The sequence below is a fragment of the Klebsiella sp. JN_Kp122 genome, assembly GCF_040062085.1.
Lineage (GTDB): Bacteria > Pseudomonadota > Gammaproteobacteria > Enterobacterales > Enterobacteriaceae > Klebsiella > Klebsiella aerogenes.
The window spans coordinates 142,251-168,563 of sequence record NZ_JBEAHW010000018.1 but is presented as its reverse complement, the minus strand read 5'-3'; the positions used below and the strand labels follow the sequence as shown (position 1 = coordinate 168,563).

Sequence of the window (26,313 nt, the reverse complement as noted above, 5' to 3'; positions counted from 1 at the left end):
TAGATGCGGTTGTTTATTGCAGAAAAACCGAGTCTCGGTCGCGCTATCGCCGATGTGTTGCCGAAACCGCATCGCAAAGGCGATGGCTTTATTGAGTGCGGCAACGGGCAGGTGGTCACCTGGTGTATCGGCCACCTGCTGGAGCAGGCGCAGCCGGATGTTTACGACGGACGCTACGCGCGCTGGAACCTGCTCGATCTACCTATCGTTCCGGAAAAGTGGCAACTGCAACCAAAACCGTCGGTCACCAAACAGCTGAACGTCATCAAGCGCCTGCTTGGCGAGGCGCAGGAAGTGGTTCACGCGGGCGACCCGGATAGAGAAGGGCAACTGCTGGTCGATGAGGTGCTGGACTACCTGCAGCTGGCGCCGGAAAAGCGCCAGCAGGTGCAGCGTTGCCTGATTAACGACCTCAACCCACAGGCGGTTGAGCGGGCGATTAACCGCCTGCGCGCGAATAGCGAGTTTGTCCCGCTGTGCGTGTCGGCGCTGGCCCGCGCTCGCGCCGACTGGCTGTATGGCATCAACATGACCCGCGCCTATACCATTCTCGGGCGTAATGCCGGCTATCAGGGAGTGTTGTCAGTTGGTCGCGTACAGACGCCGGTGTTGGGGCTGGTGGTGCGTCGCGATGAAGAGATCGAGAACTTCGTCGCCAAAGATTTCTTTGACGTCAAAGCGCATATTGTCACGCCGCAAGACGAGCGGTTTATCGCCACCTGGGTGCCGAGCGAAGCCTGCGAACCCTATCAGGATGAAGAGGGGCGTTTACTGCATCGCCCGCTGGCCGAGCATGTCGTTAAACGCATTGAAGGCCAGCCGGCAATCGTGACCGGTTATAACGATAAGCGCGATTCCGAACCGGCGCCGCTACCGTTTTCACTGTCGGCGTTACAGATCGAAGCGGCCAAACGTTTCGGCTTCAGCGCCCAGAACGTGCTGGATATCTGCCAGAAGCTGTATGAGACCCACAAACTGATTACCTATCCGCGCTCGGATAGCCGCTACCTGCCGGAGGAACATTTTGCCGGCCGCCATGCGGTACTGAATGCGATTAGCGTCCATGCGCCGGATCTGCTGCCGCAGCCGGTGATGGATCCGGAGATCCGCAACCGCTGTTGGGATGATAAAAAGGTCGATGCGCACCACGCCATTATCCCGACCGCGCGCAGCAGTCAGGTCAAACTCAACGATAACGAAGAGAAGGTATACAACCTGATCGCTCGTCAGTATCTGATGCAGTTCTGCCCGGATGCGGTGTTCCGCAAGTGCCAGATTGACCTGGATATTGCTAACGGCAAATTTGTCGCCAAGGCGCGCTTCCTCGCCGAAGCGGGCTGGCGCGCGCTGCTTGGTAACAAAGAGCGCGACGAAGAGAACGACGGTACGCCGCTGCCGGTGGTCGCCAAAGGCGATGAGCTATTGTGCGAGAAAGGTGAAGTGGTGGAGCGACAGACCCAGCCGCCGCGCCACTTTACCGACGCGACGTTACTGTCGGCGATGACCGGTATTGCCCGCTTTGTGCAGGATAAAGAACTGAAAAAGATCCTCCGCGCAACCGACGGTCTGGGGACGGAAGCGACCCGCGCCGGGATTATTGAGCTGCTGTTTAAGCGCGGTTTCCTGAATAAAAAGGGGCGCTATATCCACTCATCGGATGCCGGTCGGGCGCTAATCCATTCTCTGCCGGAAATGGCCGCGCGCCCGGATATGACCGCCCACTGGGAATCGGTATTGACGCAAATCAGCGAAAAACAGTGCCGCTATCAGGACTTTATGCAGCCGCTGGTGGGGACGCTGTTCCAGCTTATCGATCAGGCGCGGAGCACGCCGGTGCGTCAGTTCCGCGGGCTGGTCGCGCCAGGCGGAGCGAAAAAGGCGTTTAATAAAGGGAAAGGCAAGCCGAAAGGGAAAAAGCCGGCGGCGGACATCGCGCCGGAAAGTCCGCAATAATTTTCTTCGCCCCTCGCCACGAGGGGCTTAGCTAAAACGCACTTCCGCCTGAGGGCGCTAAACCCGGATGAGGGTTTTCCCACATATCATTTCCGCCTCCCTGCTCTAAAATAGGGTTATTGATGTTAAAGAAGGGATGAAAAGGAAAAGATGATGAGCGAACAAATCAGTAAACAACCGCAAGTTGACCACGCTGAAGAGAATGCTTTTTTCCCTTCAGCCTACTCCCTTAGTCAGTTTACCAGCCCGGTGTCCGATCTCAGCGGCGCTGATTATGCATCAGGGTATCGCGGGCGGCGGAAAGTGCTGGTTATCGCCGCCGATGAACGTTACCTGCCTACCGATAACGGCACGCTCTTTTCGACCGGTAATCATCCGGTAGAGACGCTGCTGCCGATGTACCATCTGCACGCCGCAGGTTTCGATTTTGATATTGCGACGCTCTCCGGGCAAATGGTCAAGTTCGAATACTGGGCGATGCCGCGCGAAGACCAAAAGATTATGCCGTTCTTCGAGCGTTATCTGCCGCAGTTCCGCCAGCCGCTGGCGCTTTCAGATGTTGTGGGGCAACTGGGGGCTGATAGCGACTATGCGGCGGTATTTATTCCCGGCGGCCACGGTGCGCTTATCGGCCTGCCGGAGAGCGAAGCCGTCGCCGAAACGCTGCGCTGGGCGCTGAGGCACGATCGGTTTGTGATTTCGCTCTGTCACGGCCCGGCGGCGTTTCTCGCATTACGTCATGGGGAGAATCCGTTAAACGGTTATGCCATTTGCGCGTTTCCGGATGCCGCCGATAAACAAACGCCGGATATCGGCTATATGCCCGGTCACCTGACCTGGTATTTTGGCGAAGCGCTGAAAGCGATGGGGCTGGAAATCGTAAACAGCGATATTAAAGGTCGTGTGCATCAGGATCGTAAAGTGCTGACCGGGGACAGTCCTTTTGCGGCAAATGCGCTCGGTCAACTGGCGGCAAAAGCGTTGCTCGACGAATATGCAAAGTAACAGCAATCTGATGAGGGGGGAGCAGTGAAATATATCTCAATTAGTCACCCGGGCGGCCCGGAGGTTCTTCAGATTGGTGAAGGCGACATCCCTTCGGTTGGTGATAACGACGTCCTGATCCAGGTGAAAGCCGCTGGCGTCAATCGGCCGGATATCTTACAGCGGCAGGGCGTTTATCCGATGCCGGAAGGGGTAACGCCGATACCCGGGCTGGAAGTCGCAGGGGTGGTCGCGGCGGTAGGATCGCAGGTGACGGATTTTCATCCCGGCGATAAAGTTTGCGCTCTGACCAACGGCGGAGGCTATGCGGAGTATTGCGCGGTACCGGCGGGGCAAACGTTGCCAATACCGCCTGGGCTGAGTTTTAGCGAAGCGGCGGCGATACCTGAAACTTTCTTTACCGTGTGGGCCAACCTGTTTCAGATGGGCAGGGCGCAACCTCATGAAAGCGTACTGATTCACGGCGGGGCCAGCGGCATCGGGACAACGGCGATCCTGCTGTGTCATGAGTTAGGTATGAAAGTCTATACCACCGTTGGGCAGGAAGAAAAAGTGGCGGCGTTGCGTCCTTATGCCACGGCTATCAATTACAAAACCGATGATTTCGCTGAGAAAATCAATCAGCTGACCGATGGTAAAGGCGTCGACGTTATTCTCGATATCGTGGGTGGCCCCTATTTTAATCGTAATCTGGAACTGCTGAAGCGAGATGGGCGGCTGGTGATTATTGGCTTTATGGGCGGGCGAATCGCCCATGATGTTGATATTCAAACCTTGATGCTCAAGCGCGCGACCGTGACCGGTTCAACGATGCGCGGACGAAGCGCGGAAGAAAAAAGGCAGATCGCTCAGGCGCTACAGCACCATGTCTGGCCGCTGCTGTCGCAGGGTAAATGTAAACCGCTGATTTACGCCAGCTATCCGATGGCTGAAATCGCGCAGGCGCATACCTGCCTCGATAGCGGTAATCACCTGGGGAAAGTGGTGATTACCATGGAGTAGCGTTGATATCCCCGACGCCGGGCGTCGGGGATAAAGACACAGATTAAATCACACCCTGCGCCAGCATGGCGTCAGCGACCTTGACGAAGCCGGCGATATTGGCGCCGCGGACGTAGTTGGTCTGCTTCTCTTCACCGCCGTATTCGACGCAGGCGTGGTGAATATCCAACATGATGTGATGCAAACGCGCATCCACTTTCTCCGCTTTCCAGCCCATACGCGCGGCGTTCTGCGCCATTTCAAGGCCGGATGTGGCGACGCCGCCGGCGTTGGCAGCTTTGCCCGGCGCGAACAGCACGCCAGCATCGAGGAATAGATCGGTGGCGGCAATGGTGGTGGGCATGTTAGCGCCTTCGGCAACCGCTTTAACGCCATTGGCGATCAGCATTTGCGCGGCATCGACATCCAGTTCGTTCTGGGTCGCGCACGGCAGCGCGATATCTACCGGCACTGACCACGGCTGCTGGCCTTCGAGGTAGGTCAGACCGAATTCGCGCGCGTAATCGGCAACGCGACCGTGGCTGCGCTCTTTAATGTCGATCAGACGGGCCAGTTTTTCTTTAGTGAAGCCGGCTTCGTCTACCACCGTACCGTTGGAATCGGAAGCGGTAATGACGCGCGCGCCGAATTCCATGGCTTTCTCAATGGCGAACTGCGCCACGTTGCCGGATCCGGATACCGCGACGCGCATCCCTTCGAAGCCCAGGCCGTGGCGCTTGAGCATCGCTTCTGTAAAGTAAACCAGACCGTAACCGGTAGCCTCCGGGCGGATGAGACTGCCGCCGAAGGAGAGACCTTTGCCGGTGAAGACGCAGGCGCTATTGTTGGAAAGCTTGCGCATCATGCCGGCCATAAAGCCGACTTCGCGGCCGCCAACGCCGATGTCGCCCGCCGGAACGTCGGTGTCCGGGCCGAGGTGACGATACAGTTCCGTCATCAAGGCCTGGCAGAAGCGCATCACTTCGCCGTCGCTTTTACCTTTCGGGTCGAAATCGCTGCCGCCTTTACCGCCGCCCATCGGCAGCGTGGTGAGGGCGTTTTTGAAGGTCTGTTCGAAGCCCAGGAACTTAAGGATCGACAGGTTGACCGACGGGTGGAAGCGCATACCGCCTTTGTATGGGCCAATCGCGGAGTTGAACTGCACGCGCCAGGCGCGGTTAACCTGCACCTGATTGCGATCGTCTACCCAGACGACGCGGAACTGGATGACGCGCTCCGGTTCGACCAGGCGTTCCAGCAAATTGAGCTGACGATAGCGCGGATTTTGTTCAAGGAACGGCCACAGAGTGGTCATCACTTCGCGGACGGCTTGGGCGAATTCAGTTTGATGCGGGTCGCGCTGTTGAACGCGGGCGAGAAAACTTTCCAGAGTACACGCCTGATCCATAGATGTAATTTCCCCTTACGGTTGTGGTTGCTTGTTATTTTTTATACCCGGCCTTGAAAATGCCGTTTTTCCGACTATAACACCGGAAATAGTTAGGCTGACAAGGAAAAAATGAGCGCGGAGAAAAATTTATAATCCGACAAGGGTCATAACTAAAAACGATGACCCAGGCCGAAGATGGGGGGGGAAACTAACCTGCCTGTTGAGCGATAAAGGCATTCAGCAGAGGAATATCCGCCGGCGCCAGATCAAATTCTAATGCTTGCGACGGCGTACACCAGCGCAGTTCGCTATGGTAATGAGCGACCGGTTCACCGCTAAACTCGCCAATCCACCAGGCATGCAGGTGGATCAAACGTCCGGAGACTTCCCGTTGATGGCTGGCGATATAGCGGGTTGGCCTCGCAACGATAGCCAACTCCTCTTCCAGTTCGCGCGCTAACGCCTGCGGCTGGCTTTCGCCATGTTCGACTTTGCCGCCGGCGAACTCCCACAGCCCCGGCTGATCGGCATGCGGCGGGCGCTGCGCCAGCAGGATTTTACCGTCGCGTTCGATAATCGCGGCGACAACATCAATGATTTTTTGCATAGTTGTCCTGAATCATTCAAATACCTGCCTTGCTTATAATGGCGTATTATCTCCGTCTTTCCCCTGTCCCGACAACCTTTTAGCCTGATGGAGCGTCACCGTGCTTGATAGCCGCCTACATCCCCGATTGAAGCCCGTACTGAATGCTATCGCCCGCGTGCTCGATCGTCCGGGGATCTCCCCTGACGGCCTGACGCTTTTCGGTTTTGCTATCGGCGTGCTGGCGCTGCCGTTTCTGGCGCTCGGCTGGTACGGCGCCGCGCTGGCGGCCATTGTGCTGAACCGGTTGCTGGATGGCCTGGATGGCGCGCTGGCGCGGCGGCGCGGCCTCAGCGACGCTGGCGGATTTCTGGATATCTCGCTCGATTTTTTGTTTTACGCGCTGGTGCCGTTCGGTTTTATTGTTGCCGACCCGGCGCAAAATGCGCTGGCGGGCGGCTGGCTGCTGTTTGCGTTTATCGGCACCGGCAGCAGCTTCCTGGCATTTGCGACCCTCGCGGCAAAGCATCAAATTGCCAATCCGGGCTATGCGCATAAATCATTTTATTATCTTGGCGGGTTGACTGAAGGAACGGAGACAATCCTGCTATTTGTGCTGTGTTGCCTGTTTCCGGCGCACTTCACCTGGCTGGCGTGGTGTTTCGGCGCGTTATGCTGGCTGACGACCTTCACCCGTATCTGGAGCGGCTACCTGACGCTGAGGGAGGTGCAAAGCCACAACCTCCCTCAGTAGGCGGATTATTTGCTGCTGTCCGGGCCGCGTTCGCCGGTGGCTACCGGATTTTGCGGATTACCGCTCCATTCGTACCAGCCGCCGTCATAAACGGAGACGTTTTTCCAGCCCATCGCTCTGGCGTACATGAAGGTCTCCGAGGCGCGCCAGCCTGTGCCACAGTAAAACGAGACCTGCTGGTTGGGCAGAATGTTCCACTGTTTCCACATCGCCGCGATATCATCGGCGCTGCGCATGGTACCGTCCGGATTATGGAAGTCTTCCATATGGGTGGAATCGCTGCCGGCATGACCCCAGCGGGCGCCAGCAATATCGCCCTTCGGCTTGATGTAGCTATAGCCGCTGGTGGTGCCGATAAATTCCGGCCACGAACGGACGCTGACCAGCGACGCATCCTGCCGGTGTAGTAACCCACGCGCCTGTTCGGTATTGAGCATTAACTGCGGCTGACCGGGGATCGGCGCGCCGAAATCGGTCACCGTTTTTTCTTTCGCTGGCATGCCGCGCTCGACCGGCAGATTCGCGTCGGACCAGCTTTTCCAACCGCCGTCGAGCAGGCGGACATCTTTCACCCCGGCATACAGCATGATCTGCGCGACGCGCGCGGCGGCGTAGACGTCGCGGCCGTACAGAATCACCGTGGTGTCATGGCGAATACCGTGTTTAGCCAGCATCGCTTTTAGCTGTTCATCGGACACTTTGTTCCACAGCGGCTCGCTTTCCACTTCATTGGTATCGATATAACCGGCGCCGGGAATGTGATTCAGCAGATAAAATTTCGGCGCGCCCCAGGCCACTTCAAACAGTTTCCAGTCGCCCTGCGGGGCGGCGGTAACGGTTTTACCTTGCTGTAAATCGTGGATCCACTGCGGATAGACCAGCTGCTCAAAGTGCGGCAGCTTCTGCAGGCGCTCGCCCTGACTGAAAGCGTCGCTAAGCGTGCTGAGTTTGGTGAATCCGGCTTCTTTCAGGCGCGCCGCAACCCTGGCGTTATCGTCAGCGCCGCCATATAACGCTATTGGCGTATCGGCCTGCAGCCGGTGCTGAGTAGCCCAGGCACGCAGTTGTTCGTCGCTCATTGCGCCAAGCCAGGTAGCGGAGAGGTTTAGCGCCTGCGGTTCATGGCCCTGTGGGCCGTTGGCGCTTTGCGGCCAACCGTTATAGAAAGCGCTGAGGCGGGTATCTATCGCTACGCCGTGCTGCTGTTGCAGCGTTGAAAAGTCCAGCGTTGGCATGGTATCAGCGGCGAAAGTAGAGGAAGCAGCAAGCCCCATGAGCAGGGCGAGTGCGGTCAATTGAGAAACACGTTTCATCGAAATGCCCGACGGTAGAAAGAGGAGGGCTCATTCTCTGCTCCTGATAAGGGAATTTCTTTGCGATAACGCAGGTTAGGCGGAATTTGCCTGCCAGGCGGCAATATTAATACAGCGTCCGCCCGGTGGGAGATCCTGGCTGTCGTGAGTCACCAGCACCGCCGGGATTGCCAGCCGGTCAATTTCCGCAAACACCCACTGGCGAAAATCGGCGCGAAGTTCTGCATCCAGGCGATTAAAAGGCTCATCCAGCAGCAGCGCTTGCGGCCTTGCCAGCAGGGCGCGCAGCAGGCTGACGCGCGCGCGCTGTCCGCCGGAGAGCGTGGCCGGATCGCGCGAGGCGAAGCCCGGCATGCCGGCGCGCGTCAGCGCTTGCTCAACTTCGCTCTGGCGCGCCGCGCCGCGGATCTCAGCGGGCAGGGCGAGCTGTAAATTGTGCCCCACGCTGAAGTGGTCAAACAGTAGTGCATCCTGAAACAGGATGCCAATGCGTCGCGCTTCAGTGGCGAGCCCGTCGCAGCGGCGTTTGTTGAGCCATAATTCACCTTCGGCGCGAAAGGTGTCGGCAAGCGCCCCGATCATCCAGGCGAAAAGGGTTGATTTACCGCAGCCGGAAGGGCCCATCAAGGTCAATACTTCGCCGGGGGCGACAGAAAAATTTACCCCACACAACAGCGGTTGGCGGTGGAGGGTTAATGTCAGGTTGTGAACGGTTAGCATTAGCGTAATCCCCGGCGGCGACGGCCTATACACCAGGCTATCAGCGTAGTAACCATAAAACAGATCGCCGGTAGCAGCAATTGCCACAGCGCTTGTGCGGCAAGCCGCGTACTGTCGCCGCCGCTGCTCAGCGCGACCGCTTCGCTGGTCAACGTCGGCGTCCGTCCGCCGCCGAGCCACACGGTCGGCAGATATTGCGCGATACTCACCGAAAACCCGACCGCCTGCGCGGTAAGCAGCGGTCGCGCCATTGACGGCAGTTTGACCCACCAGAATAGGCGTCCGCGCCGCCAGCCAAGCGTACGGGCAATCAAGAGCAACCGTGGATCAAGATTGCGCCACGCCGGGGAGAGGATAAACATCATCCATGGCACGACCCATAACAGATGCCCCCATAATACCGTCATCAATTGACCGTCGAACCAGCCCACGAGCGCTAATTGATATTGACCATCGGCTAGCGGCAGCGTCGGGATGATTAATGGCAGCCAGAGTCCGTTATATCTGGCGGGACCGAACTCCAGCCACAGCAGGCACAGCGCGGCCCCCAGTATCGCCGCGCCTAACGCCAGCCAGAGGCTGTTGCCGATCGCCTCAGCCGTTGGCTGCGTCCATTGTGAAATGCCAGCCAACAACAACGCGCAAACCAGACCGCAGGCGGGTACCGCCTGTGCCAGGATATGTCCAGTCGTTGCGTTGGCAGGGGCGGCGCGCTTGCCGCATAGTGCGGGAATAGTTTGCCGCCAACGGCGCCAGCCTACCGATGCGATGGCCGCGAAGATTAACGTGAACGCCAGCAGCAGCAGGCTGGCCAGCGCGCCTTTCGCCTGTTGCAGCGGATCGCCCTGATTAAGCCACTGCCACGCCAGGACCGCCAGCGTTGGCGGATTTCCCGGACCGATCACCAAAGCGACATCCACCGCCGACAAACTCCAGGCGACGGTGGCCAGCAGAACAAGGCTCATCGATGGCAGCAGTGTCGGCACAATAATCCACTGCAGACATTGCCAGCGGTTGTAGCCGAGGGTTTTCATCACTACGCTTTGGGCCGCCAGCTGTTTTTCACCCAGTACGCCATACGCCACCCACAGTAAAAAAGCGCTCTCTTTAACCGCCATTGTCAGGCCCAGCCCGATACCGTAGCGATCGACCGGTGGGCTCAACGCGGGAAACAGACGATACAGCCAGCCGCCTTCGGCAAATAGCAGCAAGGCGGCGGTGGCGAAGGCGACATGGGGTACCGCCAGCAGCAGCGGTAATCTTCTCGCCAGGCGCTGCCAGCCAGTAGCTGGCCATAATGCGCCAATCACCATCAGGGTGATGAACAGCGCGCCGCCCACCGCCAACAGCGTAGAGACTAGCGTCGCCGCCAGCGCCTGCGGCAACTGCGGATCGCTAAATAGCGCCCGCCAGGCCGCGGCGTCGACGGCAGGTATCGCCATCAGCGCGGCGGCGGGAAGCAGGGGGAGGTAGATAAGCGCTATCGCTCCCCATGTCAGCGCAATTAGTGGGTACCGTAGCGGCGCAACCATTCCTGCTCCAGCGCGTCAACCCAGGCGGCGTGCGGTTCAGCCAGCATTGGCGGCGTCGCTTTCGGCTGCACGGCGTAAAATGCGGCGCGCTGAGCGTCGTTGAGTTTTTCGGGATCGAGTACGCTGGGATCGCCCCAGATCTGCGGATCGGCTTTGCGTAGCTGAGCCTGCGGCGACAGCAGGAAGTTAGCCACCACCTGTGCGCCCGCCGTCGCGCGGGCGTTGGCGGGGATGGCGACAAAATGCACGTTGCCGAGCATCCCTTGTTTAAAACCGAAGCTATAACTGTCTGGCGGAAGTTCGCCGCTGGCGGCTTTTTGCTGCGCATGCAGCGGATTGAAGGTCAGCGATAGTTGTAGCGTGCCTTGCGCCATCATCGCGTCCATCCGCGCCGGCGACAGCGGAAAATCGCGGCCCTGGCGCCAGAGCAGCGGGTGTAGCCTGTCGAGATAGTCCCAAAGCGGCGCGGTCACCTCGGCGAAACTTGTCTCCTGCGGCGGCTGGCGCAGGGCCTCCGGCCGATCGGTCAACGCAACCAGCAACTGCTCAAGGAAAGCGGTGCCGGTAAAATCCGGCGGCCGCGGATAGGTGACGCTGCCTGGATGCGCTGTGGCGAAAGCCAGTAGCGCCTGTGCGCTGCTCGGTGGTTGAGCCAGCTGCGATCGGCGGGCGATAAAAGTCAGCTGCGCGCTGCCCCACGGGGATTCCGCGCCGTCGGTGGCGATGGAGAAATCTTCCCGAACCGGTTTTCGCGTATCGACGTAGCGCCAGTTAGGCAACTTCTCGGCCCAGTCGCTGCGCAGTAAATTCGCCTGCTTCAATGTGCGAAAATTCTCGCCATTAACCCACAATAAATCGATTGAACCGCCGCGGGAACGCCCGGCACGCGCCTCGGTCTGAATACGCTTAACTGCATCGGCGGCATCGGCGATATGTACAATACGCAGATCGACGGCGTAATCCCGTTTCACCTCGGCGCTGACCCAGTCGAGGTAGCGGTTAACCGCCGGGTCGCCGCCCCAGGCGTTGAACCACACCGTCTGGCCGCGCGCCTGCTGGCTGATGCTCTGCCAGTTCTCGTCGGCGTTGGCGAGAGTCGGGGCCAGCAGCAGTGCGGCAAGCCAAATTAAACAATAACGCAGACTGCGCATATTGACTCCTTAGGGATGAATGTCGGAAACATCGGGCTTCGGGATTTGGCACAGGCCTTGCGCCGGGATCGCCAGCGCAGAATTAAAGCGTGCGGATAAATTTTGCAGGCCGATCAGCGCGGTTAGTTCGGTTAACGCCTGAGCATCGAACTGCTGCGCCAGCCGGGCGCGCAGCGCATCATCGACGGCGGGCGGCGTCATGCTCGCCGCTTCGGCATATTCCAGCGCCAACCGTTCGCTATCGCTGAATAATCCGCTATTGCGCCAGTCGTTAACCGCCAATAGTTTTTCGCTGCCGCCTGCGCGCTGCGTCAGTTTCATGCTGGTGATATCAATGCAAAATTCACAGTGACACAGCTGGGCGATACGGGCGCTCACCAACGAGCGTAGCAGCGGATCGAGCGGCGAGCGTCGGCGTTCCAGATATCCGACAAACATGGAGACCAGATAAAACGCCAGCGGGATGCGCCCCCACCAGCGGATAGGGCTGAGCACCGCGCCATAATGGCGACGGTGTAGCCACGCCTGCGGGCGCAGGATCAATGGAATCGACGTTAACGGCGGTAGATTCATGGCGATTTCCTGTTGTGATGCGCAACGTATTGCGCTTTGACTATCGCGACTACGATAGCTAAAGCGAACAAAATAGATAAACCGCTGAGCAGCCAGAACAGCCCCCCCGTCAGCAGGCTTCCGGCCCACGAGTAGACGATAGTCGCCGGTAATTGGCCGACGCCGGTGGCAAACATAAAATGGCGAAAGCGGATTGAGGTTAGCCCAGCGGCGTAACTCACCGGATCGAAAGGGACGAAGGGCAGCAGGCGGCAAACCAGGATGGTGTGCTTGCCGTAGCGCCTAAAAAAACCATCTACGCTCTGTAATACCGCCTTGCCGGTTAGTTTTTCTACCACTTCACGGCCCAGTACGCGGGCAATAAAAAAGCACAACGCCGCGCCAGCCATCGCGCTGACCCATGACAATACACCGCCCCACAGTGCGCCGAACAGCGAAGCGTTGGCAAAGGTAATTAAAAATGCCGGCAGCGGCGCGACAATCGCCTGCAGGATCATCAGCCCGAAAGAGACCAGGGCTGCCAGCGGACCATAAGCGTGAATAAAACGCTCCAGCGCTTGCTGATCGAGGGTGGCAAACGCGCTGAAGCTATGTTGCACAAAGGAGCGTACGCCCGGTATTAACCACCAGCCGACGAGCGCTGCCAGTGCCAGCAGGATGATAGCGCCGCGTAAGAGCCACAGCCGTTTTCTGTTATCCATTTTTATCGCTTACCGCGGATGTTGCGACACTAATGCGTTTATAGCGGCCATAACGTCTGGCGGCCTGAGTTAATACAAAGAGCATCAGGCCGGCAATGCTGAGTTTGCCAATAAAAGCCAGGGTGATGCCATCGCGGGCCAGTTCGCTAGCCATAAAAGTATAAATAAACAATCCCGGTAGGGTGGCGATGGTGGAGATAAACGTAAAGGACCAGAAGGGGATCGCCGTCAGCCCATAAGCATAATTCTGCAGATTATAAGGGAACAGCGGCACCAGCCTGGTGAAAATCAGAAAATCGCAGCCGCTGTGGGCAATACCGCGCTCGAACGCCTGAAAAACGGCGTGGTGACCGCAATAGCGCTGTAGCGCTTCGCGACCCAGCCAGCGGGCCAGCAGGAACGACAGCGATGAGGCGACAGTCGCGGCGATAAGCGAGAGTAGCGTGCCCAACCAGGGGCCGAATATCATACCGCCGACGATGACTAACGCGCTGCCTGGCATCAGACACAAGGTGGCGATGATAAACAGCAGGATATAAAGCGCATAACCTGCGCTACCGCTGTGCAGAATAAGCAATTGAAGATCGTGAAGGTGGCTGAACAGTCTCGTCAGCCCGGCGTGCTGAACAAGCCATGCCAGTAGGGCAAACAGGAGTACGGCAAACAGCAGTTTATAGCGTGTCGGGTAACGGCTTCTTTTGCATGAGGGTCTCCTGTCTTCGTTTTGTCCGGCAGGAAACGCCGGGTGCGCGCGACAGTATAGTAAATTGCCGCGAGCGACAATGTATACCGTTCACTTTATTGATTTTGCTCAGGATAGCGGGGCTCCGCGCCGGAGCCCCAAAGAAGAGTTATGGTTTAAAGGTTGCCCATACCGGCGCATGATCGGAAGGCTTTTCCATCCCGCGGATGTCGTAATCGATGCCGGTTTCGACGCAGCGCTGAGCCAGCGGCGAGCTTGCCAGCAGCAGGTCGATACGCAGACCGCGGTTGTCATCAAAACCTTTAGAGCGGTAATCGAACCATGAAAAGCGGTCATGATTATCGGGGTTGGCGTGACGCCAGGTATCGACCAGGCCCCAGCCCAGCAGGCGATCCATCCATTCACGCTCTTCCGGCAGGAAGGAACATTTACCGGTGCGCAGCCAGCGCTTACGGTTCTCTTCGCCAATGCCGATATCAAGATCGGTAGGGCTAATGTTCATATCGCCCATGATAAGCACCGGATTTTCTTTGTTCAACTCGGTATCGAGGTAGTTCTGCAGATTCTGATAAAACGCCGCTTTCGCCGGAAATTTAGTCTCGTGGTCACGGCTCTCTCCTTGCGGGAAATAGCCGTTAATTACCGTGACATTACCAAACGGCGAGGGAATTTCCGCCATGATGATGCGGCGTTGCGCATCTTCGCCGTCGCCCGGGAAGCCGCGACGCACGGCTATCGGAGTCTCTTTGGTCAGCAGCGCGACGCCGTAATGGCCTTTTTGCCCATGGTAAAAGACGTTGTAACCCAGCTTTGCCACCTCTTCGAGAGGAAACATATCGTCGTGTACTTTGGTTTCCTGGAGGCCGATAACATCGGGCTGATGTTTATCGACGATGGCGGCCAGTTGATGGGGGCGGGCACGCAGGCCGTTGATATTAAAAGAGATGAATTTCATAGTCGCTGCCACTGTGCAAGGTGAATAGTGCAAGGATGTTAGCAGAATTTCATCATGGTGGCTGCCGACAGGTGGTTAATTCTACCGATTACTGCGGTTGGCGAGCGAATCGCACAAATTATGCACCGTTTTGGCGCATGTCGCGCCAAAAAAGCGCAGATATCTACGATAAATTTCGTAGAGGATCACAATTACAGAATTATATCTTATCGCTGCATAACTTCTCGTCGTTTTCCTCTATCCAGCGCCGTTTATTTGATGATTATTCACTAATTATGCATTTTTATTGAGTAGTTAGTATCTGTAACTCATTGATATCGCGTGATTGAGCTCAATTTATGCATTTTTGCCTCTGGCTGGCACGATGCGTGCAATCTACATTTACAGCGTAATAACTCATAAATTTTAACATTGTGCTTACTTTTAATTTACCGGAAGAGGTCGATATGTCTCAGTCAATTACGCGTAGCAATTTTGATCAATGGATGATGCCGGTATATGCGCCGGCGGCTTTTATTCCGGTACGCGGCGAAGGTTCACGGTTGTGGGATCAGCAGGGGAAAGAGTATATCGATTTTGCCGGCGGTATCGCGGTGAATGCGCTGGGACACGCTAATCCACAGCTAGTAAAAGCGCTGACCGAGCAGGCGGGAAAATTCTGGCATACCGGTAACGGCTATACCAACGAACCGGCGCTGCGCCTTGCCAAAAAGCTTATCGACGCCACTTTTGCCGACCGCGTTTTCTTTTGTAACTCCGGCGCCGAAGCCAACGAAGCGGCGCTGAAACTGGCGCGTAAATACGCCCACGATCATTACGGCAGCCACAAAAGCGGCATTGTCGCGTTCAAAAACGCCTTCCACGGACGCACGTTGTTCACCGTATCTGCAGGTGGCCAACCTTCCTATTCGCAGGATTTTGCGCCGCTGCCGCCGCAGATCCAACATGCTACCTATAACGACCTCGACTCGGCGCGGGCGCTGATTAATGACGACACCTGCGCGGTGATCGTCGAGCCGATGCAGGGCGAGGGCGGCGTGGTGCCGGCGAAAGCGGAATTTTTGCGCGGCCTGCGTGAACTGTGCGATCAGCACAACGCGCTACTGATTTTTGATGAGGTTCAAACTGGCGTCGGTCGTACCGGCGAATTGTATGCCTATATGCACTACGGGGTGACGCCGGATGTCCTGTCGACGGCGAAAGCGCTGGGCGGCGGCTTCCCGATCGGCGCGCTGTTGGCGACGGAAAAATGCGCCAGCGTGATGACCGTCGGCACCCATGGCACGACCTACGGTGGTAACCCACTCGCCACCGCTGTTGCCGGGGAGTTACTGTCTATCGTCAATACCCCGACGCTTTTGAACGGCGTTAAACAGCGTCACCAGTGGTTTAGCGAACGCCTGAGCGCGATTAACGCCAAATACGGCCTGTTCAAGGAAATTCGCGGACTGGGGCTGCTGATTGGCTGTGTACTGAACGACGAATATGCCGGGAAAGCTAAAGCCATTAGTACCCAGGCGGCGGAAGACGGGCTGATGGTACTGATTGCCGGGGCAAACGTCGTTCGCTTCGCTCCGGCCCTTAACGTGAGCGAGGAAGAGGTGAACACCGGTCTCGATCGCTTTGAGCTGGCCTGCCGTCACTTCCTTGCGGGAGTTTCATCATGATGGTGATCCGACCGGTTGAAAAAGCCGATTTGCCGGGGCTGATGGCCCTGGCGGGAGAAACCGGCGGCGGCCTGACGTCGCTGCCGGCGGACGAACCCACGTTGGCTGCCCGCATTGAACGCTCCCAGCGGACCTGGCGCGGCGAACTGCCGAAAAGCGAACAGGGCTATGTCTTTGTGCTGGAAGATAGCGTCAGCGGCGCGGTCGTTGGGATCTGCGCGATTGAAGTCGCCGTTGGCCTCAACGATCCCTGGTACAACTATCGGGTCGGCACGCAGGTACATGCATCAAAAGAGCTCAACGTTTATCACGCGCTGCCGACGCTGTTCCTTAGCAACGATCACACCGGCTGTAGCGAACTCTGCACGCTGTTTCTCGATCCGGCATGGCGTAAAGAGGGTAACGGCTACCTGTTGTCGAAATCGCGACTGCTGTTTATGGCCGGTTTCCGCGACCGCTTTAATGACAAAGTGGTTGCCGAGATGCGCGGCGTGATTGATGAGCATGGCTATTCGCCGTTCTGGGAAAGCCTCGGCAAGCGCTTCTTCGCGATTGAATTTTCCCGCGCCGACTATCTCTCCGGCACCGGTAAAAAAGCGTTTATCGCCGCACTAATGCCAAAACATCCGTTATATATCGACTTTCTCTCCGATGAAGCGCGGGCGGTCATCGGCCAGGTTCATCCGCAAACGGCGCCTGCGCGTGCGGTACTGGAAAAAGAAGGCTTCCGTTTTAACAACTACATCGACATTTTCGACGGCGGCCCGACGCTGGAGTGCGAAATCGACCGGGTGCGGGCGATACGCAAAAGCCGCCTGCTGACGGTGGAAGAAGGGCAGCCTGCGCCTGGAGAGTGGCCGCAGTGTCTGGTCACCAACGAGCAGTATCAGCAGTTCCGCGCCATCCTGGTCCATGCCGACCCGGATAGCGAAACGTTGCTGCTGAGCGCGCGTGAGCTGGATACGCTGAAATGCCATCCAGGCGACCGCGTACGGATGGTCCGCCTGATCCCGGAGGAGAAAGCATCATGAGTTTATGGATTAACGGCGAATGGCAAAGCGGGCGTGGCCCGCAGCGCAGTAAATATAACCCGGTCAACCAGGCGCTGCTGTGGCAGGGAAATGACGCCGACGCCGGGCAGGTCGCGCTGGCGGTTAGCGCCGCGCGTCAGGCTTTTCCCGCCTGGGCCCGCCTGCCATTTAGCGCGCGTCAGGGGATCGTCGAGAAGTTTGCGGCGCTGCTGGAAGCGAACAAAAGCCAGCTGACGGCGATTATTGCCGCTGAGACCGGTAAACCACGCTGGGAGGCGGCCACGGAAATTACCGCCATGATAAATAAGGTGGCAATCTCAGTGCGCGCCTACCATAGCCGCACCGGCGAGAGCGAGACGGCGATGGCCGACGGCGCCGCCACCCTGCGCCACCGTCCCCACGGGGTACTGGCGGTGTTCGGGCCGTATAACTTCCCGGGCCATTTACCTAACGGACACATCGTACCGGCGCTACTCGCCGGTAATACCATCGTCTTTAAACCCAGCGAGCTTACGCCGCAAAGTGGCGAAGCGGTGGTTAAACTGTGGGCTGAGGCGGGCTTACCCGCTGGAGTCGTGAATCTACTGCAGGGCGGCCGGGAGACCGGCGAGGCGCTGAGCGGGCAGGCGGATATCGACGGTCTCTTGTTCACCGGCAGCTCCGCGACCGGTTTCCAACTGCATCGTCAACTGGCCGGGCAGCCGCAAAAAATCCTCGCCCTTGAAATGGGCGGCAATAACCCGCTGATTGTTGACGAGCCGCAGGATATTGACGCAGCGGTTCACCTGACTATCCAGTCGGCATTTATCACCGCCGGGCAGCGTTGTACCTGCGCGCGCCGCCTATTGGTCAAGCGCGGCACGACGGGCGATGCGTTTTTGCAGCGTTTAGTGACGGTGTCACAACGTCTTATTCCCGGCGAGTGGGATGCGCAGCCGCAGCCGTTCCTGGGCGGGCTGGTATCGCCGCAGGCCGCGCAAAAGGTGCATCAGGCCTGGCTTGGGCACGTGGCGAGCGGCGGACAGACGTTACTGGAGCCGCGTCTGTTGCGCGACGGCACTTCGCTGCTGACGCCGGGGATCATCGACATGAGCAACGTGCAGCAGGTGGCGGATGAAGAAGTCTTTGGCCCGCTGTTGTGCGTGTGGCGCTATGACGATTTCGCGCAAGCGATCGCGATGGCTAACGCCACCCGTTTTGGTCTCTCCTGCGGATTGATTTCCGCCGAGCGCGATAAGTTCGAGCGCCTGTTGCTGGAAGCCCGCGCCGGGATAGTCAACTGGAACAAGCCGCTGACCGGCGCCGCCAGTACCGCGCCGTTTGGCGGAACCGGCGCCTCGGGAAATCATCGTCCAGGCGCCTGGTACGCCGCCGATTATTGCGCCTGGCCGATGGCCAGCCTGGAATCTGCCGAACTGGCGCTACCGGAGACGCTCAGTCCGGGTCTGGATTTTTCATCGCAGGCAAGTTGATGAAAGTTCGCGGGGCCGGGATTCTCGGCCCTGCGAGTTTTCCTCGATCCGTTTCAGTAATAGAGGAGGCGTCGTGGACGACTTTCTGGCACTAACTCTGGCGGGGCGCTGGCCGCATCATTTTCATGGCGAAACCGCCCATTTTCGTTGGCACTGGATCGATTGCGGCATCCTGCTGCTGACCCCGCATGCGCGCTGCGAACGTTCACTGGTACTCTCCTGCGGTATTCACGGCAATGAAACCGCGCCGGTGGAGATAGTCAACGCTTTGCTTCAGCAGTTGTTTAGCGGCGAACTCCCGCTGCGCTGGCGTGTGTTGGTGATATTCGGCAACCCGCCGGCGCTGCGGCAAAATAAACGCTATCTCGATAGCGATATGAACCGCATGTTCGGCGAACGCTGGCGCAAGTTCGCGCCCAGTGGGGAAACGGTGCGGGCGCGGCAGTTGGAAAGCGCTGTGACGCGTTTCTTTAGCGATAGCCATGGCGTGCGCTGGCATCTGGATATGCATACCGCTATTCGCGGCTCGCTGCATCCGCGCTTTGGGGTGTTGCCGGCACGCGAGGAGCCGTGGAGCGAAGATTTTCTCAGCTGGCTTGGCGCGGCCGGGCTGGAGGCGCTGGTGTTCCATAAACAACCGGCGGGAACCTTTACCCACTTTAGCTGCGAACGTTTTGCCGCGCTGGCCTGTACGCTGGAGTTGGGCAAAGCGCTGCCTTTTGGCGACAACGATTTAACCCAGTTCTCAGCGACGCAGCGGGCGTTAAGCAGGCTGTTGGTGGGCGATTTGGCGGTGGCAGAAGCGACTGCGCCGCTGCGCTACCGGGTGGTGCAGCAGATCACCCGCCACAGTGACCAGTTCCAGTTGCATATGTCGGGGGAGACGCTCAATTTTACGCCGTTCAGCGCCGGGACGCTGCTGGCGGAGGATGGCGAAACGCGCTATGTCGTCGAAAAGGCGCAAGAGTACGTGCTGTTTCCCAACCCCGGCGTGGCGCCAGGGCTACGGGCTGGGCTGATGCTGGAACGGTTGTAATTCCCGCACTTAACTATTCACAGCCGTTGTCGTTCGCGGTTGTGAATATCGAGTGAAATATCGCTGCGCGCCGATCTTATTTATTTGTGCCATTGATATGGTTTGCAGATTATTCCTGGTTAAATGCTTTGTTTTTAATCTCCACTGTTTTATAATCTTCACAGTTTCCTTATAAAACAGCCTGTTATTTATTTTTTGTTGCATATCCCTCCTCATTTTCCTTATTTTCTCCACAATTGGTGAGAAAATGTTTTTTACACTTTCATTGTTTTACGCTTGCACTGACTAATTGACGATAAAGCGCGTAAAGTTAATCTCGTCAACACGGCAATGCGCCGTCAGAATAACTGATAGTAAGGACATAACCATGAAGAAGATTACTGCTCTGTTTGTTGCCTCTACGCTGGCTCTGGGTGCTGCTAACCTGGCTCACGCAGCCGATACTACCACTACCACCCAAACCGACAGCAAACCGATGATGCACCATAAAGGTATGCCGGGTCATCACGATATGATGTTCAAAGACCTGAACCTGACCGATGCGCAAAAGCAGCAGGTTCGCGACATCATGAAAAGCCAACGCCAGAACATGAAACGTCCGTCCCTTGACGAACGTCGCGCCATGCACGATCTGATCGCCAGCGATACTTTCGACAAAGCGAAAGCCAGCGCGCAGATTGATAAGATGGAAGCACAGCATAAAGAGATGATGCTTTCCCGCATGGAAACCCAGAACAAGATTTACAACATCCTGACGCCGGAACAGAAAAAACAGTTCAATGCGAATTTTGAGAAGCATCTGACAGAACGTAAAGCGCCGGAAGGTAAAATGCCTGCACCTGCTGAGTAACTCAGCGCGCGGAATGAAGACCGCCGGTCTTGCCCAATCATTGCCATTAAGGCTTTGGGCAGGGCCGGCGGTTTTTTACGTTTGCGAAATCATTAGCCAAGAAGGTGCAGCGGATACTCACCGCTGAGCAATGGCTTACAAAGAATCTTGTAGCCATCGTGATCGAAACCGGCAGGCAGTGTGGTGAGTTTAGCGGCTTGCGCCAGTGAATCTACCGCGCCCAGCCACAGCCAGTTATGAATGATATGGTACTGAACCATATCCGGGCCGCGCTCTTCCAACGCCACCGGACCCGCCCACGGCCAGCACACCAGCTGAAGCTTACTCATTTGCGCCAGCAGCCGCTGGTTATGATCTTCGACGCGCTCTTTACCACAGCAGGCGCCGGCGCAGCGCCCCAGTGCGGAACGAAAACAGGCGCGCCCGCGACTCAGCGGCTCCAGCCCCAGAATGCCATAACACAGACGGTGCTCATCGGCGATGGTTTGTAGCGCCTGTAATGCCGCGCGGCGGTTAGCGAACAGGCCGTACAGGTGCTGCTGATGGGAGAAATCGACTTCTCGCGCATACACAACTTGCGGTTTACCCGACTCCAGCAGCCAGGAGCAGAGCTGTTTATTACGCCGCAGTCGTTTATTAAACAGCGGCTGCTGTTCTTTAATTAACCGCGCTTCAAGTAACAGCGCGCCTAATTCACCGGCGGTGCGTTGCCAACTGATGCGTCGCGCCTGGCGCAACATGGAGGCCTCATCAGCGGTACGCAAATGCGACAGCACCCGGCTGCGGATATTCACGCTCTTACCGATATAAAGCGGCAGCGTCTCGCTTTCACCATGGAACTGATACACCCCAGGCAGCTTTGGCAAGGCCTCCAGCCATGGGCGCAAATGTTCGGGATACTCATAGATTGCCGCCGCTTCAAACTCCAGACGCGGGGCAGATTGTTTTCTGGCCACAACAACTCCTGATACTGTTCATGCATCCAGTATAGCAGGCGAGTTTTGCGGCGAAAAGGACAAAAAATAACCCCGGCGCTGGCCGGGGTGTCGGGAAGTCGTTACTTCTTCCAGAAATCGTCGAAGACGGTGATTGGCGGGCGGCGCTTATGCTCGGTTTTCAGATACCAGCCTTCAATGGTTTTGGCGATGTTCTCGTCCAGGGTTTTGCCTTCCAGATAGTCATCAATGTTTTCGTAGGTCACGCCTAGCGCGACTTCATCCGGCAGAGAAGGGCGGTCATCTTCGAGGTCGGCGGTCGGCTGCTTCATATAAAGGTGCTCAGGACAGCCCAACTGCGCCAGTAGCTGTTTGCCCTGACGTTTATTGAGACGGAAGATAGGGTTAATGTCGGTACCGCCATCGCCGTATTTGGTAAAGAAGCCAGTGATCGCTTCTGCGGCATGGTCTGTTCCCACAACCACGCCTTTGGTCATGCCGGCGATACTGTATTGCGCTTTCATTCGCTCACGGGCTTTCTCGTTGCCGCGAACAAAGTCGCTCAGCTCAATACCCGCTTCTCGCAACGCCTGCTCGCTGGCCAGCACCGCGCCTTTGATATTGACCGTCAGCACGCGGTCGGGCTGGATAAATTCGATGGCATCCTGGCAATCCTGCTCATCGGCCTGGACGCCATAAGGCAGGCGCACGGCGATAAATTGCAGGCTGCGATCGCCGCTTTCAGCCCGCAGCTCATTGATCGCCATCTGGCACAGTTTGCCGGTAAGGGTCGAATCCTGGCCGCCGCTAATGCCGAGCACCAGTGATTTAATGAACGGATAGGTCTGCAGATAGGATTTCAGGAAATCCACGCTGCGGCGAATTTCGCCTTCGACATCAATCTGCGGCTTCGCGCCCAGCGCCTGAATAATTTGTTGTTGAAGCGTCATTACGCCCTCCGGAAAGTGAGCCTGTATGGCAACCAGCATGGTCTAAAACTACCTCTTTGCTGCTGAAACGACAAGGCTGGTACCGCTGACTGACGGAAAAGAAGGCAACCAATGGCATAGCATTTATTTATGGTGCGGGAAAACATCGGTAGTGGAGTATGTTCCGTCGCTGATTTTTTGCACACATCTGGTTACCAGAAAAGTTCTGAATTTACATGAATTCGACGTTTGGCTTGAAAAATAACGCTTTTTATTCCAGGCTTAAAACACGCCGATTACATAATGAGGACGGAATATGAACAAAAAATTAGCAGGATTGATGGGCGCAGCAGCAGTATTAACCATGCTGGCAGGGTGTACGGCCTATGACCGCACCAAAGATCAGTTCACACAGCCAGTTGTTAAGGATGTCAAAAAAGGCATGACCCGTAGCCAGGTTATGCAGATTGCCGGTAAACCGTCGTCTGAAGTCACCATGATTCACGCGCGCGGAACCTGCCAGACTTATATCCTGGGTCAACGGGATGGTAAAATTGAAACCTACTTTGTCGCGCTGGACGAGACCGGCCACGTGATGAACTCCGGCTACCAGACCTGCGCCGAGTACGACACCGATCCGCGTAACAACAAATAACTACGCGTCACAAGCTGAGAGCTACGAAAGCCCGACTATTGGTCGGGCTTTTTTATGGCGGCTAATGCTTATTTAATTGCGCGAATTATTTGGGGGAAATGTGAGGGTAGTCAAAACGCGAGGTCAATGAGAGACAATTCTGTTCAACAGGGAATTATCCTGCCGCCAAATGTTGCCGTATACTCAATGCATAAACAAAACTAACCGCAAGTTACCAGTCTTACCGGCTCTCAGCCATTGCTGAAGCCCAGGTCCTACACATTGAGGAAGCGTTCATGGAAAAGAAACATATCTATCTGTTCTGCTCGGCTGGCATGTCCACTTCATTACTGGTCTCCAAAATGCGCGCCCAGGCGGAAAAGTATGAAGTCCCGGTAATTATTGAAGCGTATCCTGAAACGCTGGCCGGTGAAAAAGGACCGGAAGCTGATGTTGTATTATTAGGACCCCAAATCGCTTATATGCTGCCGGAAATTCAACGTCTGCTGCCAAACAAGCCGGTAGAGGTAATCGATTCCATTCTGTACGGAAAAGTCGATGGTTTAGGTGTATTGAAGGCGGCCGTCGCGGCCATTAAGAAAGCTGCAGCACAATAATTTTATTTTTTAAACTCGCGATATTTTGGCGTCTGGTGGTTAATTAATACTAGCCGCCACTATATTCAACAGTTTATTTTCCCGTCAAAGAGTAATTTCATACATCATCGCCGTAATATTTTATTGCGGCTTTTAAGGGTATTGACTATGAGTAAAGTGATCGATTCGCTTGAAAAGGTACTCCTTCCTTTTGCAGTTAAAATAGGAAAGCAACCGCACATTAATGCGATTAAAAACGGCTTTATTAAATTAATGCCGCTGACCCTCGCCGGGGCCATGTTCGTATTAATCAACAACGTTTTTCTGAGCTTTGGTGAAGGTTCTTTCTTTTATTCAATGGGGATTCGCCTGGATGCCTCCACCATTGAAACCTTAAACGGCTTTAAAGCCATCGGCGGTAATGTTTACAACGGTACATTGGGCATTATGTCGCTGATGGCGCCGTTCTTTATCGGCGCCGCGCTGGCCGAAGAGCGTAAAGTCGACCCTATGGCAGCTGGTCTGCTGGCGGTCGCCGCCTTTATGACCGTCACGCCTTATAGCGTGGGTGAAGCCTATGCCGTCGGCGCCAACTGGCTCGGCGGGCAGAACATCATCTCCGGGATGATTATCGGCCTGGTGGTGGCGGAACTGTTCACCTTTGTCATTCGCCGCAACTGGGTCATCAAACTGCCGGATAGCGTGCCGTCATCGGTATCGCGCTCCTTCTCGGCGCTGATCCCGGGCTTCCTGATTTTGTCGGTCTTCGGCATTATTTCGTGGATTCTGTCAAACTACGGCAGCAACTTCCATCAGATCATCATGGACTCCATCTCCACGCCGCTGGCGGCGATGGGCAGCGTCGTTGGCTGGGCGTACGTTATCTTTAACTCCCTGCTGTGGTTCTTCGGGGTGCACGGTTCGCTGGCGCTGACGGCGCTGGATAACGGCATTATGACGCCGTGGGCGCTGGAAAACATCGCGCTGTATAACCAGTATGGCTCTGTCGACGCGGCCATTGAAGCCGGCAAACAGTTCCACTTCTGGGCGAAGCCGATGCTCGACTCCTACATCCTGCTGGGTGGTTCCGGTGCGACGCTGGGTCTGATTATCGCCATCTTCATCGCTTCTCGCCGCGCCGATCATCGTCAGGTCGCTAAGCTGGCGCTGCCGTCAGGCATCTTCCAGATTAACGAACCAATTCTGTTCGGTCTGCCGATCATCATGAACCCGGTCATGTTCATCCCGTTCGTGCTGGTACAACCGATTCTGGCCGCGATTACGCTGGCAGCTTACAGCCTGGGCATAATCCCACCGGTGACTAACCTGGCGCCGTGGACGATGCCAACCGGTTTGGGGGCCTTCTTTAACAGTAATGGTAGCGTTGCTGCCCTGTTGGTCGCGCTCTTCAACCTTTGTGTCGCTACTGCCGTGTACCTGCCGTTCGTTATCCTGTCGAACAAAGCGCAGAGCACCATCGAGCAGGAAGAAAGCGAAGAAGATATTGCTAACGCACTGAAATTCTGATGTCGAGCGGTACGGGCTCTCCCCGTACCGCCTGAGAAACGAGGGAAATATTATGTTTGATCTGGATAACATCGACGCGGTAGAAACCCCGGAAAATGACCTCGAAGAGGTGGTGATGGGGCTGATTATCAACTCCGGACAGGCGCGTAGCCTGGCCTATGCGGCGCTGAAGCAGGCGAAGCAGGGAGATTTTGCCGCCGCGAAATCGATGATGGAGCAATCGCGGATGGCGCTGAGTGAAGCGCATCGCGTCCAGACCCAGCTTATTGAAAGCGATGAAGGCGAGGGCAAAATGAAGGTGAGTCTGGTGCTGGTTCATGCGCAGGATCATCTGATGACCTCAATGCTGGCCCGTGAACTGGTGGCCGAATTGATCGACCTGCACGAGAAGGTACAATAGGCTATCCGAACGATGAGGCAGCCGAAAATGATGACCACAGAGATCAGTACCGCCAGGGAACAACAGCTCTTCAACGGGAAAAACTTTCATGTGGTCATCTATAACAAAACGGAGAGCGTGAGCGGGCTTCACCAGCATGATTACTACGAGTTCACTATCGTTTTAACCGGGCGCTATTATCAGGAAATTAATGGCAAACGGGTGCTGCTGGAGCGCGGGGATTTTGTTTTCATCCCAATGGGGTCGCACCATCAGAGCTTTTATGAATTTGGTGCGACGCGCATTCTTAACGTTGGCATCAGCAGACGCTTCTTTGAGAAACATTATCTGCCGCTGCTGCCGTTCGGGCTGGTCGCCTCTCAGGTCTATGCGGTGCAAAGTGCCTTTCTCAGTTATATCGAGTCGGTTATTGCTTCACTGAATTTTCGCGAGACTGAATTTGACGAATTTATTGAACTGGTCTCGTTTTACACCATTAACCGCTTACGTCATTATCGTGAAGAGCCCGTTGAAGATGTGATCCCTCACTGGCTGAAAAATACCGTAGAGGATATGCACGATAAAAATAAATTTGGCGAAAGCGCGCTGGAAAATATGGTGCAATTGTCCGGGAAAACGCAAGAATATTTAACCCGGGCGACCCAGCGCTATTATGGTAAGACGCCGATGCAGATCATTAATGATATCCGCATCAATTTCGCGAAAAAACAGCTGGAAATCACCAACTATTCGGTCACTGATATTGCGTATGAATCAGGATATAGCAGCCCAAGTCTGTTTATTAAAACGTTCAAAAGGCTGACCTCATTTACGCCAAGCAGTTATCGCAAACAACTGACCAATATTAATTAACTCGCAGCGGTATTTACCGCGCGGTTTATTCATTCAAGTTAACTGTCCGCATTTATGCGGAGAGCGG

The 26,313-nt window shown here is 56.3% G+C and carries 26 protein-coding genes and 1 pseudogene; 15 read left to right on the top strand and 12 right to left on the bottom strand.

Features of this window, described 5'->3' with window-relative positions; genetic code table 11:
• The first annotated feature begins 3 nt into the window (after positions 1 to 3).
• The 3 genes from ABLU78_RS07190 to ABLU78_RS07180 all read left to right on the top strand — a co-directional run bounded on the left by ABLU78_RS07190 (position 4) and on the right by ABLU78_RS07180 (position 3,960).
• Positions 4 to 1,953: a DNA topoisomerase III gene (locus ABLU78_RS07190; protein WP_045411298.1), complete on the top strand. Its 1,950-nt coding sequence runs from the start codon at positions 4 to 6 to the stop codon at positions 1,951 to 1,953.
• Positions 1,954 to 2,106: 153 nt separating this feature from the next.
• The gene (gene hchA / locus ABLU78_RS07185; RefSeq protein ID WP_015366159.1) at positions 2,107 to 2,958 is read left to right on the top strand and encodes a glyoxalase III HchA; all 852 of its coding nucleotides are present in this window, start codon (positions 2,107 to 2,109) and stop codon (positions 2,956 to 2,958) included.
• A 24-nt stretch (positions 2,959 to 2,982) separates the two neighbouring features.
• Positions 2,983 to 3,960 carry an NAD(P)H-quinone oxidoreductase gene (locus tag ABLU78_RS07180; protein ID WP_048228886.1) on the top strand — a complete coding sequence of 326 codons (978 nt, stop codon included), beginning with the start codon at positions 2,983 to 2,985 and terminating at the stop codon, positions 3,958 to 3,960.
• Positions 3,961 to 4,003: 43 nt separating this feature from the next.
• Here the strand turns inward: ABLU78_RS07180 and gdhA are convergent, their stop codons facing one another.
• Positions 4,004 to 5,347: an NADP-specific glutamate dehydrogenase gene (gene gdhA / locus ABLU78_RS07175; protein ID WP_015705776.1), complete on the bottom strand. Its 1,344-nt coding sequence runs from the start codon at positions 5,345 to 5,347 to the stop codon at positions 4,004 to 4,006.
• Between the two features lie 190 nt (positions 5,348 to 5,537).
• A complete protein-coding gene (locus ABLU78_RS07170) occupies positions 5,538 to 5,936 on the bottom strand; it encodes a pyrimidine (deoxy)nucleoside triphosphate diphosphatase (RefSeq protein ID WP_015366162.1) in 399 nt (132 codons plus the stop codon).
• 100 nt (positions 5,937 to 6,036) lie between these two features.
• Here ABLU78_RS07170 and ABLU78_RS07165 point away from each other — a divergent pair, with 100 nt between their 5' ends.
• A complete protein-coding gene (locus ABLU78_RS07165; protein ID WP_015705775.1) occupies positions 6,037 to 6,669 on the top strand; it encodes a CDP-alcohol phosphatidyltransferase family protein in 633 nt (210 codons plus the stop codon).
• 5 nt (positions 6,670 to 6,674) lie between these two features.
• Here ABLU78_RS07165 and ABLU78_RS07160 read toward each other — a convergent pair whose 3' ends face one another.
• The 8 genes from ABLU78_RS07160 to xthA form a co-directional block, all read right to left on the bottom strand.
• A complete protein-coding gene (locus ABLU78_RS07160; RefSeq protein WP_048228884.1) occupies positions 6,675 to 7,982 on the bottom strand; it encodes a sulfurtransferase in 1,308 nt (435 codons plus the stop codon).
• Between the two features lie 75 nt (positions 7,983 to 8,057).
• Complete coding sequence (locus ABLU78_RS07155) at positions 8,058 to 8,702, bottom strand: ATP-binding cassette domain-containing protein (RefSeq protein WP_045387695.1); 645 nt, start codon at positions 8,700 to 8,702, stop codon at positions 8,058 to 8,060.
• Complete coding sequence (locus ABLU78_RS07150; RefSeq protein WP_048228883.1) at positions 8,702 to 10,234, bottom strand: thiamine ABC transporter permease; 1,533 nt, start codon at positions 10,232 to 10,234, stop codon at positions 8,702 to 8,704. The genes ABLU78_RS07155 and ABLU78_RS07150 overlap by 1 nt, the downstream gene beginning before the upstream one ends.
• Positions 10,207 to 11,385 carry an ABC transporter substrate-binding protein gene (locus tag ABLU78_RS07145; RefSeq protein ID WP_048228881.1) on the bottom strand — a complete coding sequence of 393 codons (1,179 nt, stop codon included), beginning with the start codon at positions 11,383 to 11,385 and terminating at the stop codon, positions 10,207 to 10,209. The genes ABLU78_RS07150 and ABLU78_RS07145 overlap by 28 nt, the downstream gene beginning before the upstream one ends.
• Before the next feature lie 9 nt (positions 11,386 to 11,394).
• Complete coding sequence (locus ABLU78_RS07140) at positions 11,395 to 11,958, bottom strand: carboxymuconolactone decarboxylase family protein (protein ID WP_045387686.1); 564 nt, start codon at positions 11,956 to 11,958, stop codon at positions 11,395 to 11,397.
• Complete coding sequence (locus ABLU78_RS07135; RefSeq protein ID WP_015366169.1) at positions 11,955 to 12,659, bottom strand: TVP38/TMEM64 family protein; 705 nt, start codon at positions 12,657 to 12,659, stop codon at positions 11,955 to 11,957. Before ABLU78_RS07135 ends, ABLU78_RS07140 begins: the two co-directional genes overlap by 4 nt.
• Entirely contained in the window at positions 12,652 to 13,311 is a 660-nt protein-coding gene (locus ABLU78_RS07130; protein WP_045360465.1) for a TVP38/TMEM64 family protein, read from the bottom strand. The genes ABLU78_RS07135 and ABLU78_RS07130 overlap by 8 nt, the downstream gene beginning before the upstream one ends.
• A gap of 199 nt (positions 13,312 to 13,510) precedes the next feature.
• On the bottom strand, positions 13,511 to 14,317 hold the full coding sequence (gene xthA / locus ABLU78_RS07125) for an exodeoxyribonuclease III (protein ID WP_015366172.1): 807 nt from the start codon (positions 14,315 to 14,317) through the stop codon (positions 13,511 to 13,513).
• 446 nt (positions 14,318 to 14,763) lie between these two features.
• On the opposite strand from xthA, the gene ABLU78_RS07120 reads away from it, so the two are divergent.
• The 5 genes from ABLU78_RS07120 (at position 14,764) to spy (ending at position 20,373) form a co-directional block, all read left to right on the top strand.
• Positions 14,764 to 15,984, top strand: coding sequence for an aspartate aminotransferase family protein (locus ABLU78_RS07120; RefSeq protein WP_015705769.1), 1,221 nt, complete (start codon positions 14,764 to 14,766; stop codon positions 15,982 to 15,984).
• Positions 15,981 to 17,015 carry an arginine N-succinyltransferase gene (gene astA / locus ABLU78_RS07115; RefSeq protein ID WP_015366175.1) on the top strand — a complete coding sequence of 345 codons (1,035 nt, stop codon included), beginning with the start codon at positions 15,981 to 15,983 and terminating at the stop codon, positions 17,013 to 17,015. The genes ABLU78_RS07120 and astA overlap by 4 nt, the downstream gene beginning before the upstream one ends.
• Complete coding sequence (gene astD, locus ABLU78_RS07110) at positions 17,012 to 18,487, top strand: succinylglutamate-semialdehyde dehydrogenase (protein ID WP_048228879.1); 1,476 nt, start codon at positions 17,012 to 17,014, stop codon at positions 18,485 to 18,487. Before astA ends, astD begins: the two co-directional genes overlap by 4 nt.
• Positions 18,488 to 18,560: 73 nt before the next feature.
• Positions 18,561 to 19,523 (top strand): succinylglutamate desuccinylase, encoded by a 963-nt coding sequence (astE, locus tag ABLU78_RS07105; protein ID WP_048228878.1) that lies wholly within the window; start codon positions 18,561 to 18,563, stop codon positions 19,521 to 19,523.
• A 367-nt stretch (positions 19,524 to 19,890) separates the two neighbouring features.
• The gene (gene spy, locus ABLU78_RS07100; RefSeq protein ID WP_015705764.1) at positions 19,891 to 20,373 is read left to right on the top strand and encodes an ATP-independent periplasmic protein-refolding chaperone Spy; all 483 of its coding nucleotides are present in this window, start codon (positions 19,891 to 19,893) and stop codon (positions 20,371 to 20,373) included.
• Positions 20,374 to 20,465: 92 nt separating this feature from the next.
• Here the strand turns inward: spy and cho are convergent, their stop codons facing one another.
• Both cho and nadE read right to left on the bottom strand, forming a co-directional pair.
• On the bottom strand, positions 20,466 to 21,329 hold the full coding sequence (gene cho / locus ABLU78_RS07095) for an excinuclease Cho (protein ID WP_015705763.1): 864 nt from the start codon (positions 21,327 to 21,329) through the stop codon (positions 20,466 to 20,468).
• Positions 21,330 to 21,430: 101 nt separating this feature from the next.
• Positions 21,431 to 22,258: an ammonia-dependent NAD(+) synthetase gene (gene nadE, locus ABLU78_RS07090; RefSeq protein ID WP_015705762.1), complete on the bottom strand. Its 828-nt coding sequence runs from the start codon at positions 22,256 to 22,258 to the stop codon at positions 21,431 to 21,433.
• A 295-nt stretch (positions 22,259 to 22,553) separates the two neighbouring features.
• Here nadE and osmE point away from each other — a divergent pair, with 295 nt between their 5' ends.
• The 6 genes and pseudogenes from osmE to chbR all read left to right on the top strand — a co-directional run bounded on the left by osmE (position 22,554) and on the right by chbR (position 26,246).
• A complete protein-coding gene (gene osmE / locus ABLU78_RS07085; RefSeq protein ID WP_015366182.1) occupies positions 22,554 to 22,892 on the top strand; it encodes an osmotically-inducible lipoprotein OsmE in 339 nt (112 codons plus the stop codon).
• Between the two features lie 275 nt (positions 22,893 to 23,167).
• Entirely contained in the window at positions 23,168 to 23,488 is a 321-nt protein-coding gene (gene chbB / locus ABLU78_RS07080; protein ID WP_015366183.1) for a PTS N,N'-diacetylchitobiose transporter subunit IIB, read from the top strand.
• A gap of 70 nt (positions 23,489 to 23,558) precedes the next feature.
• Positions 23,559 to 23,624 (top strand): annotated as a pseudogene (locus tag ABLU78_RS07075) (hypothetical protein); the annotation flags it as partial.
• Between the two features lie 11 nt (positions 23,625 to 23,635).
• On the top strand, positions 23,636 to 24,994 hold the full coding sequence (gene chbC / locus ABLU78_RS07070; protein ID WP_015366184.1) for a PTS N,N'-diacetylchitobiose transporter subunit IIC: 1,359 nt from the start codon (positions 23,636 to 23,638) through the stop codon (positions 24,992 to 24,994).
• 52 nt (positions 24,995 to 25,046) lie between these two features.
• On the top strand, positions 25,047 to 25,394 hold the full coding sequence (gene chbA / locus ABLU78_RS07065) for a PTS N,N'-diacetylchitobiose transporter subunit IIA (RefSeq protein ID WP_047036930.1): 348 nt from the start codon (positions 25,047 to 25,049) through the stop codon (positions 25,392 to 25,394).
• Positions 25,395 to 25,406: 12 nt separating this feature from the next.
• Positions 25,407 to 26,246, top strand: a complete 840-nt coding sequence (gene chbR, locus ABLU78_RS07060; RefSeq protein WP_026612280.1) for a transcriptional regulator ChbR — start codon at positions 25,407 to 25,409, stop codon at positions 26,244 to 26,246.
• The last annotated feature ends 67 nt before the right edge of the window (positions 26,247 to 26,313 follow it).

Bases quoted from the DNA above. Each gene is read 5' to 3' on its own strand.
- ABLU78_RS07190 (WP_045411298.1), top strand. From the start codon at position 4: ATGCGGTTGTTTATTGCAGAAAAACCGAGTCTCGGTCGCGCTATCGCC.
- hchA (WP_015366159.1), top strand. From the start codon at position 2,107: ATGAGCGAACAAATCAGTAAACAACCGCAAGTTGACCACGCTGAAGAG.
- gdhA (WP_015705776.1), bottom strand. From the start codon at position 5,347: ATGGATCAGGCGTGTACTCTGGAAAGTTTTCTCGCCCGCGTTCAACAG.
- ABLU78_RS07170 (WP_015366162.1), bottom strand. From the start codon at position 5,936: ATGCAAAAAATCATTGATGTTGTCGCCGCGATTATCGAACGCGACGGT.
- ABLU78_RS07160 (WP_048228884.1), bottom strand. From the start codon at position 7,982: ATGAAACGTGTTTCTCAATTGACCGCACTCGCCCTGCTCATGGGGCTT.
- ABLU78_RS07155 (WP_045387695.1), bottom strand. From the start codon at position 8,702: ATGCTAACCGTTCACAACCTGACATTAACCCTCCACCGCCAACCGCTG.
- ABLU78_RS07150 (WP_048228883.1), bottom strand. From the start codon at position 10,234: ATGGTTGCGCCGCTACGGTACCCACTAATTGCGCTGACATGGGGAGCG.
- ABLU78_RS07145 (WP_048228881.1), bottom strand. From the start codon at position 11,385: ATGCGCAGTCTGCGTTATTGTTTAATTTGGCTTGCCGCACTGCTGCTG.
- ABLU78_RS07140 (WP_045387686.1), bottom strand. From the start codon at position 11,958: ATGAATCTACCGCCGTTAACGTCGATTCCATTGATCCTGCGCCCGCAG.
- ABLU78_RS07135 (WP_015366169.1), bottom strand. From the start codon at position 12,659: ATGGATAACAGAAAACGGCTGTGGCTCTTACGCGGCGCTATCATCCTG.
- xthA (WP_015366172.1), bottom strand. From the start codon at position 14,317: ATGAAATTCATCTCTTTTAATATCAACGGCCTGCGTGCCCGCCCCCAT.
- ABLU78_RS07120 (WP_015705769.1), top strand. From the start codon at position 14,764: ATGTCTCAGTCAATTACGCGTAGCAATTTTGATCAATGGATGATGCCG.
- astA (WP_015366175.1), top strand. From the start codon at position 15,981: ATGATGGTGATCCGACCGGTTGAAAAAGCCGATTTGCCGGGGCTGATG.
- astD (WP_048228879.1), top strand. From the start codon at position 17,012: ATGAGTTTATGGATTAACGGCGAATGGCAAAGCGGGCGTGGCCCGCAG.
- spy (WP_015705764.1), top strand. From the start codon at position 19,891: ATGAAGAAGATTACTGCTCTGTTTGTTGCCTCTACGCTGGCTCTGGGT.
- nadE (WP_015705762.1), bottom strand. From the start codon at position 22,258: ATGACGCTTCAACAACAAATTATTCAGGCGCTGGGCGCGAAGCCGCAG.
- osmE (WP_015366182.1), top strand. From the start codon at position 22,554: ATGAACAAAAAATTAGCAGGATTGATGGGCGCAGCAGCAGTATTAACC.
- chbB (WP_015366183.1), top strand. From the start codon at position 23,168: ATGGAAAAGAAACATATCTATCTGTTCTGCTCGGCTGGCATGTCCACT.
- chbC (WP_015366184.1), top strand. From the start codon at position 23,636: ATGAGTAAAGTGATCGATTCGCTTGAAAAGGTACTCCTTCCTTTTGCA.
- chbA (WP_047036930.1), top strand. From the start codon at position 25,047: ATGTTTGATCTGGATAACATCGACGCGGTAGAAACCCCGGAAAATGAC.
- chbR (WP_026612280.1), top strand. From the start codon at position 25,407: ATGAGGCAGCCGAAAATGATGACCACAGAGATCAGTACCGCCAGGGAA.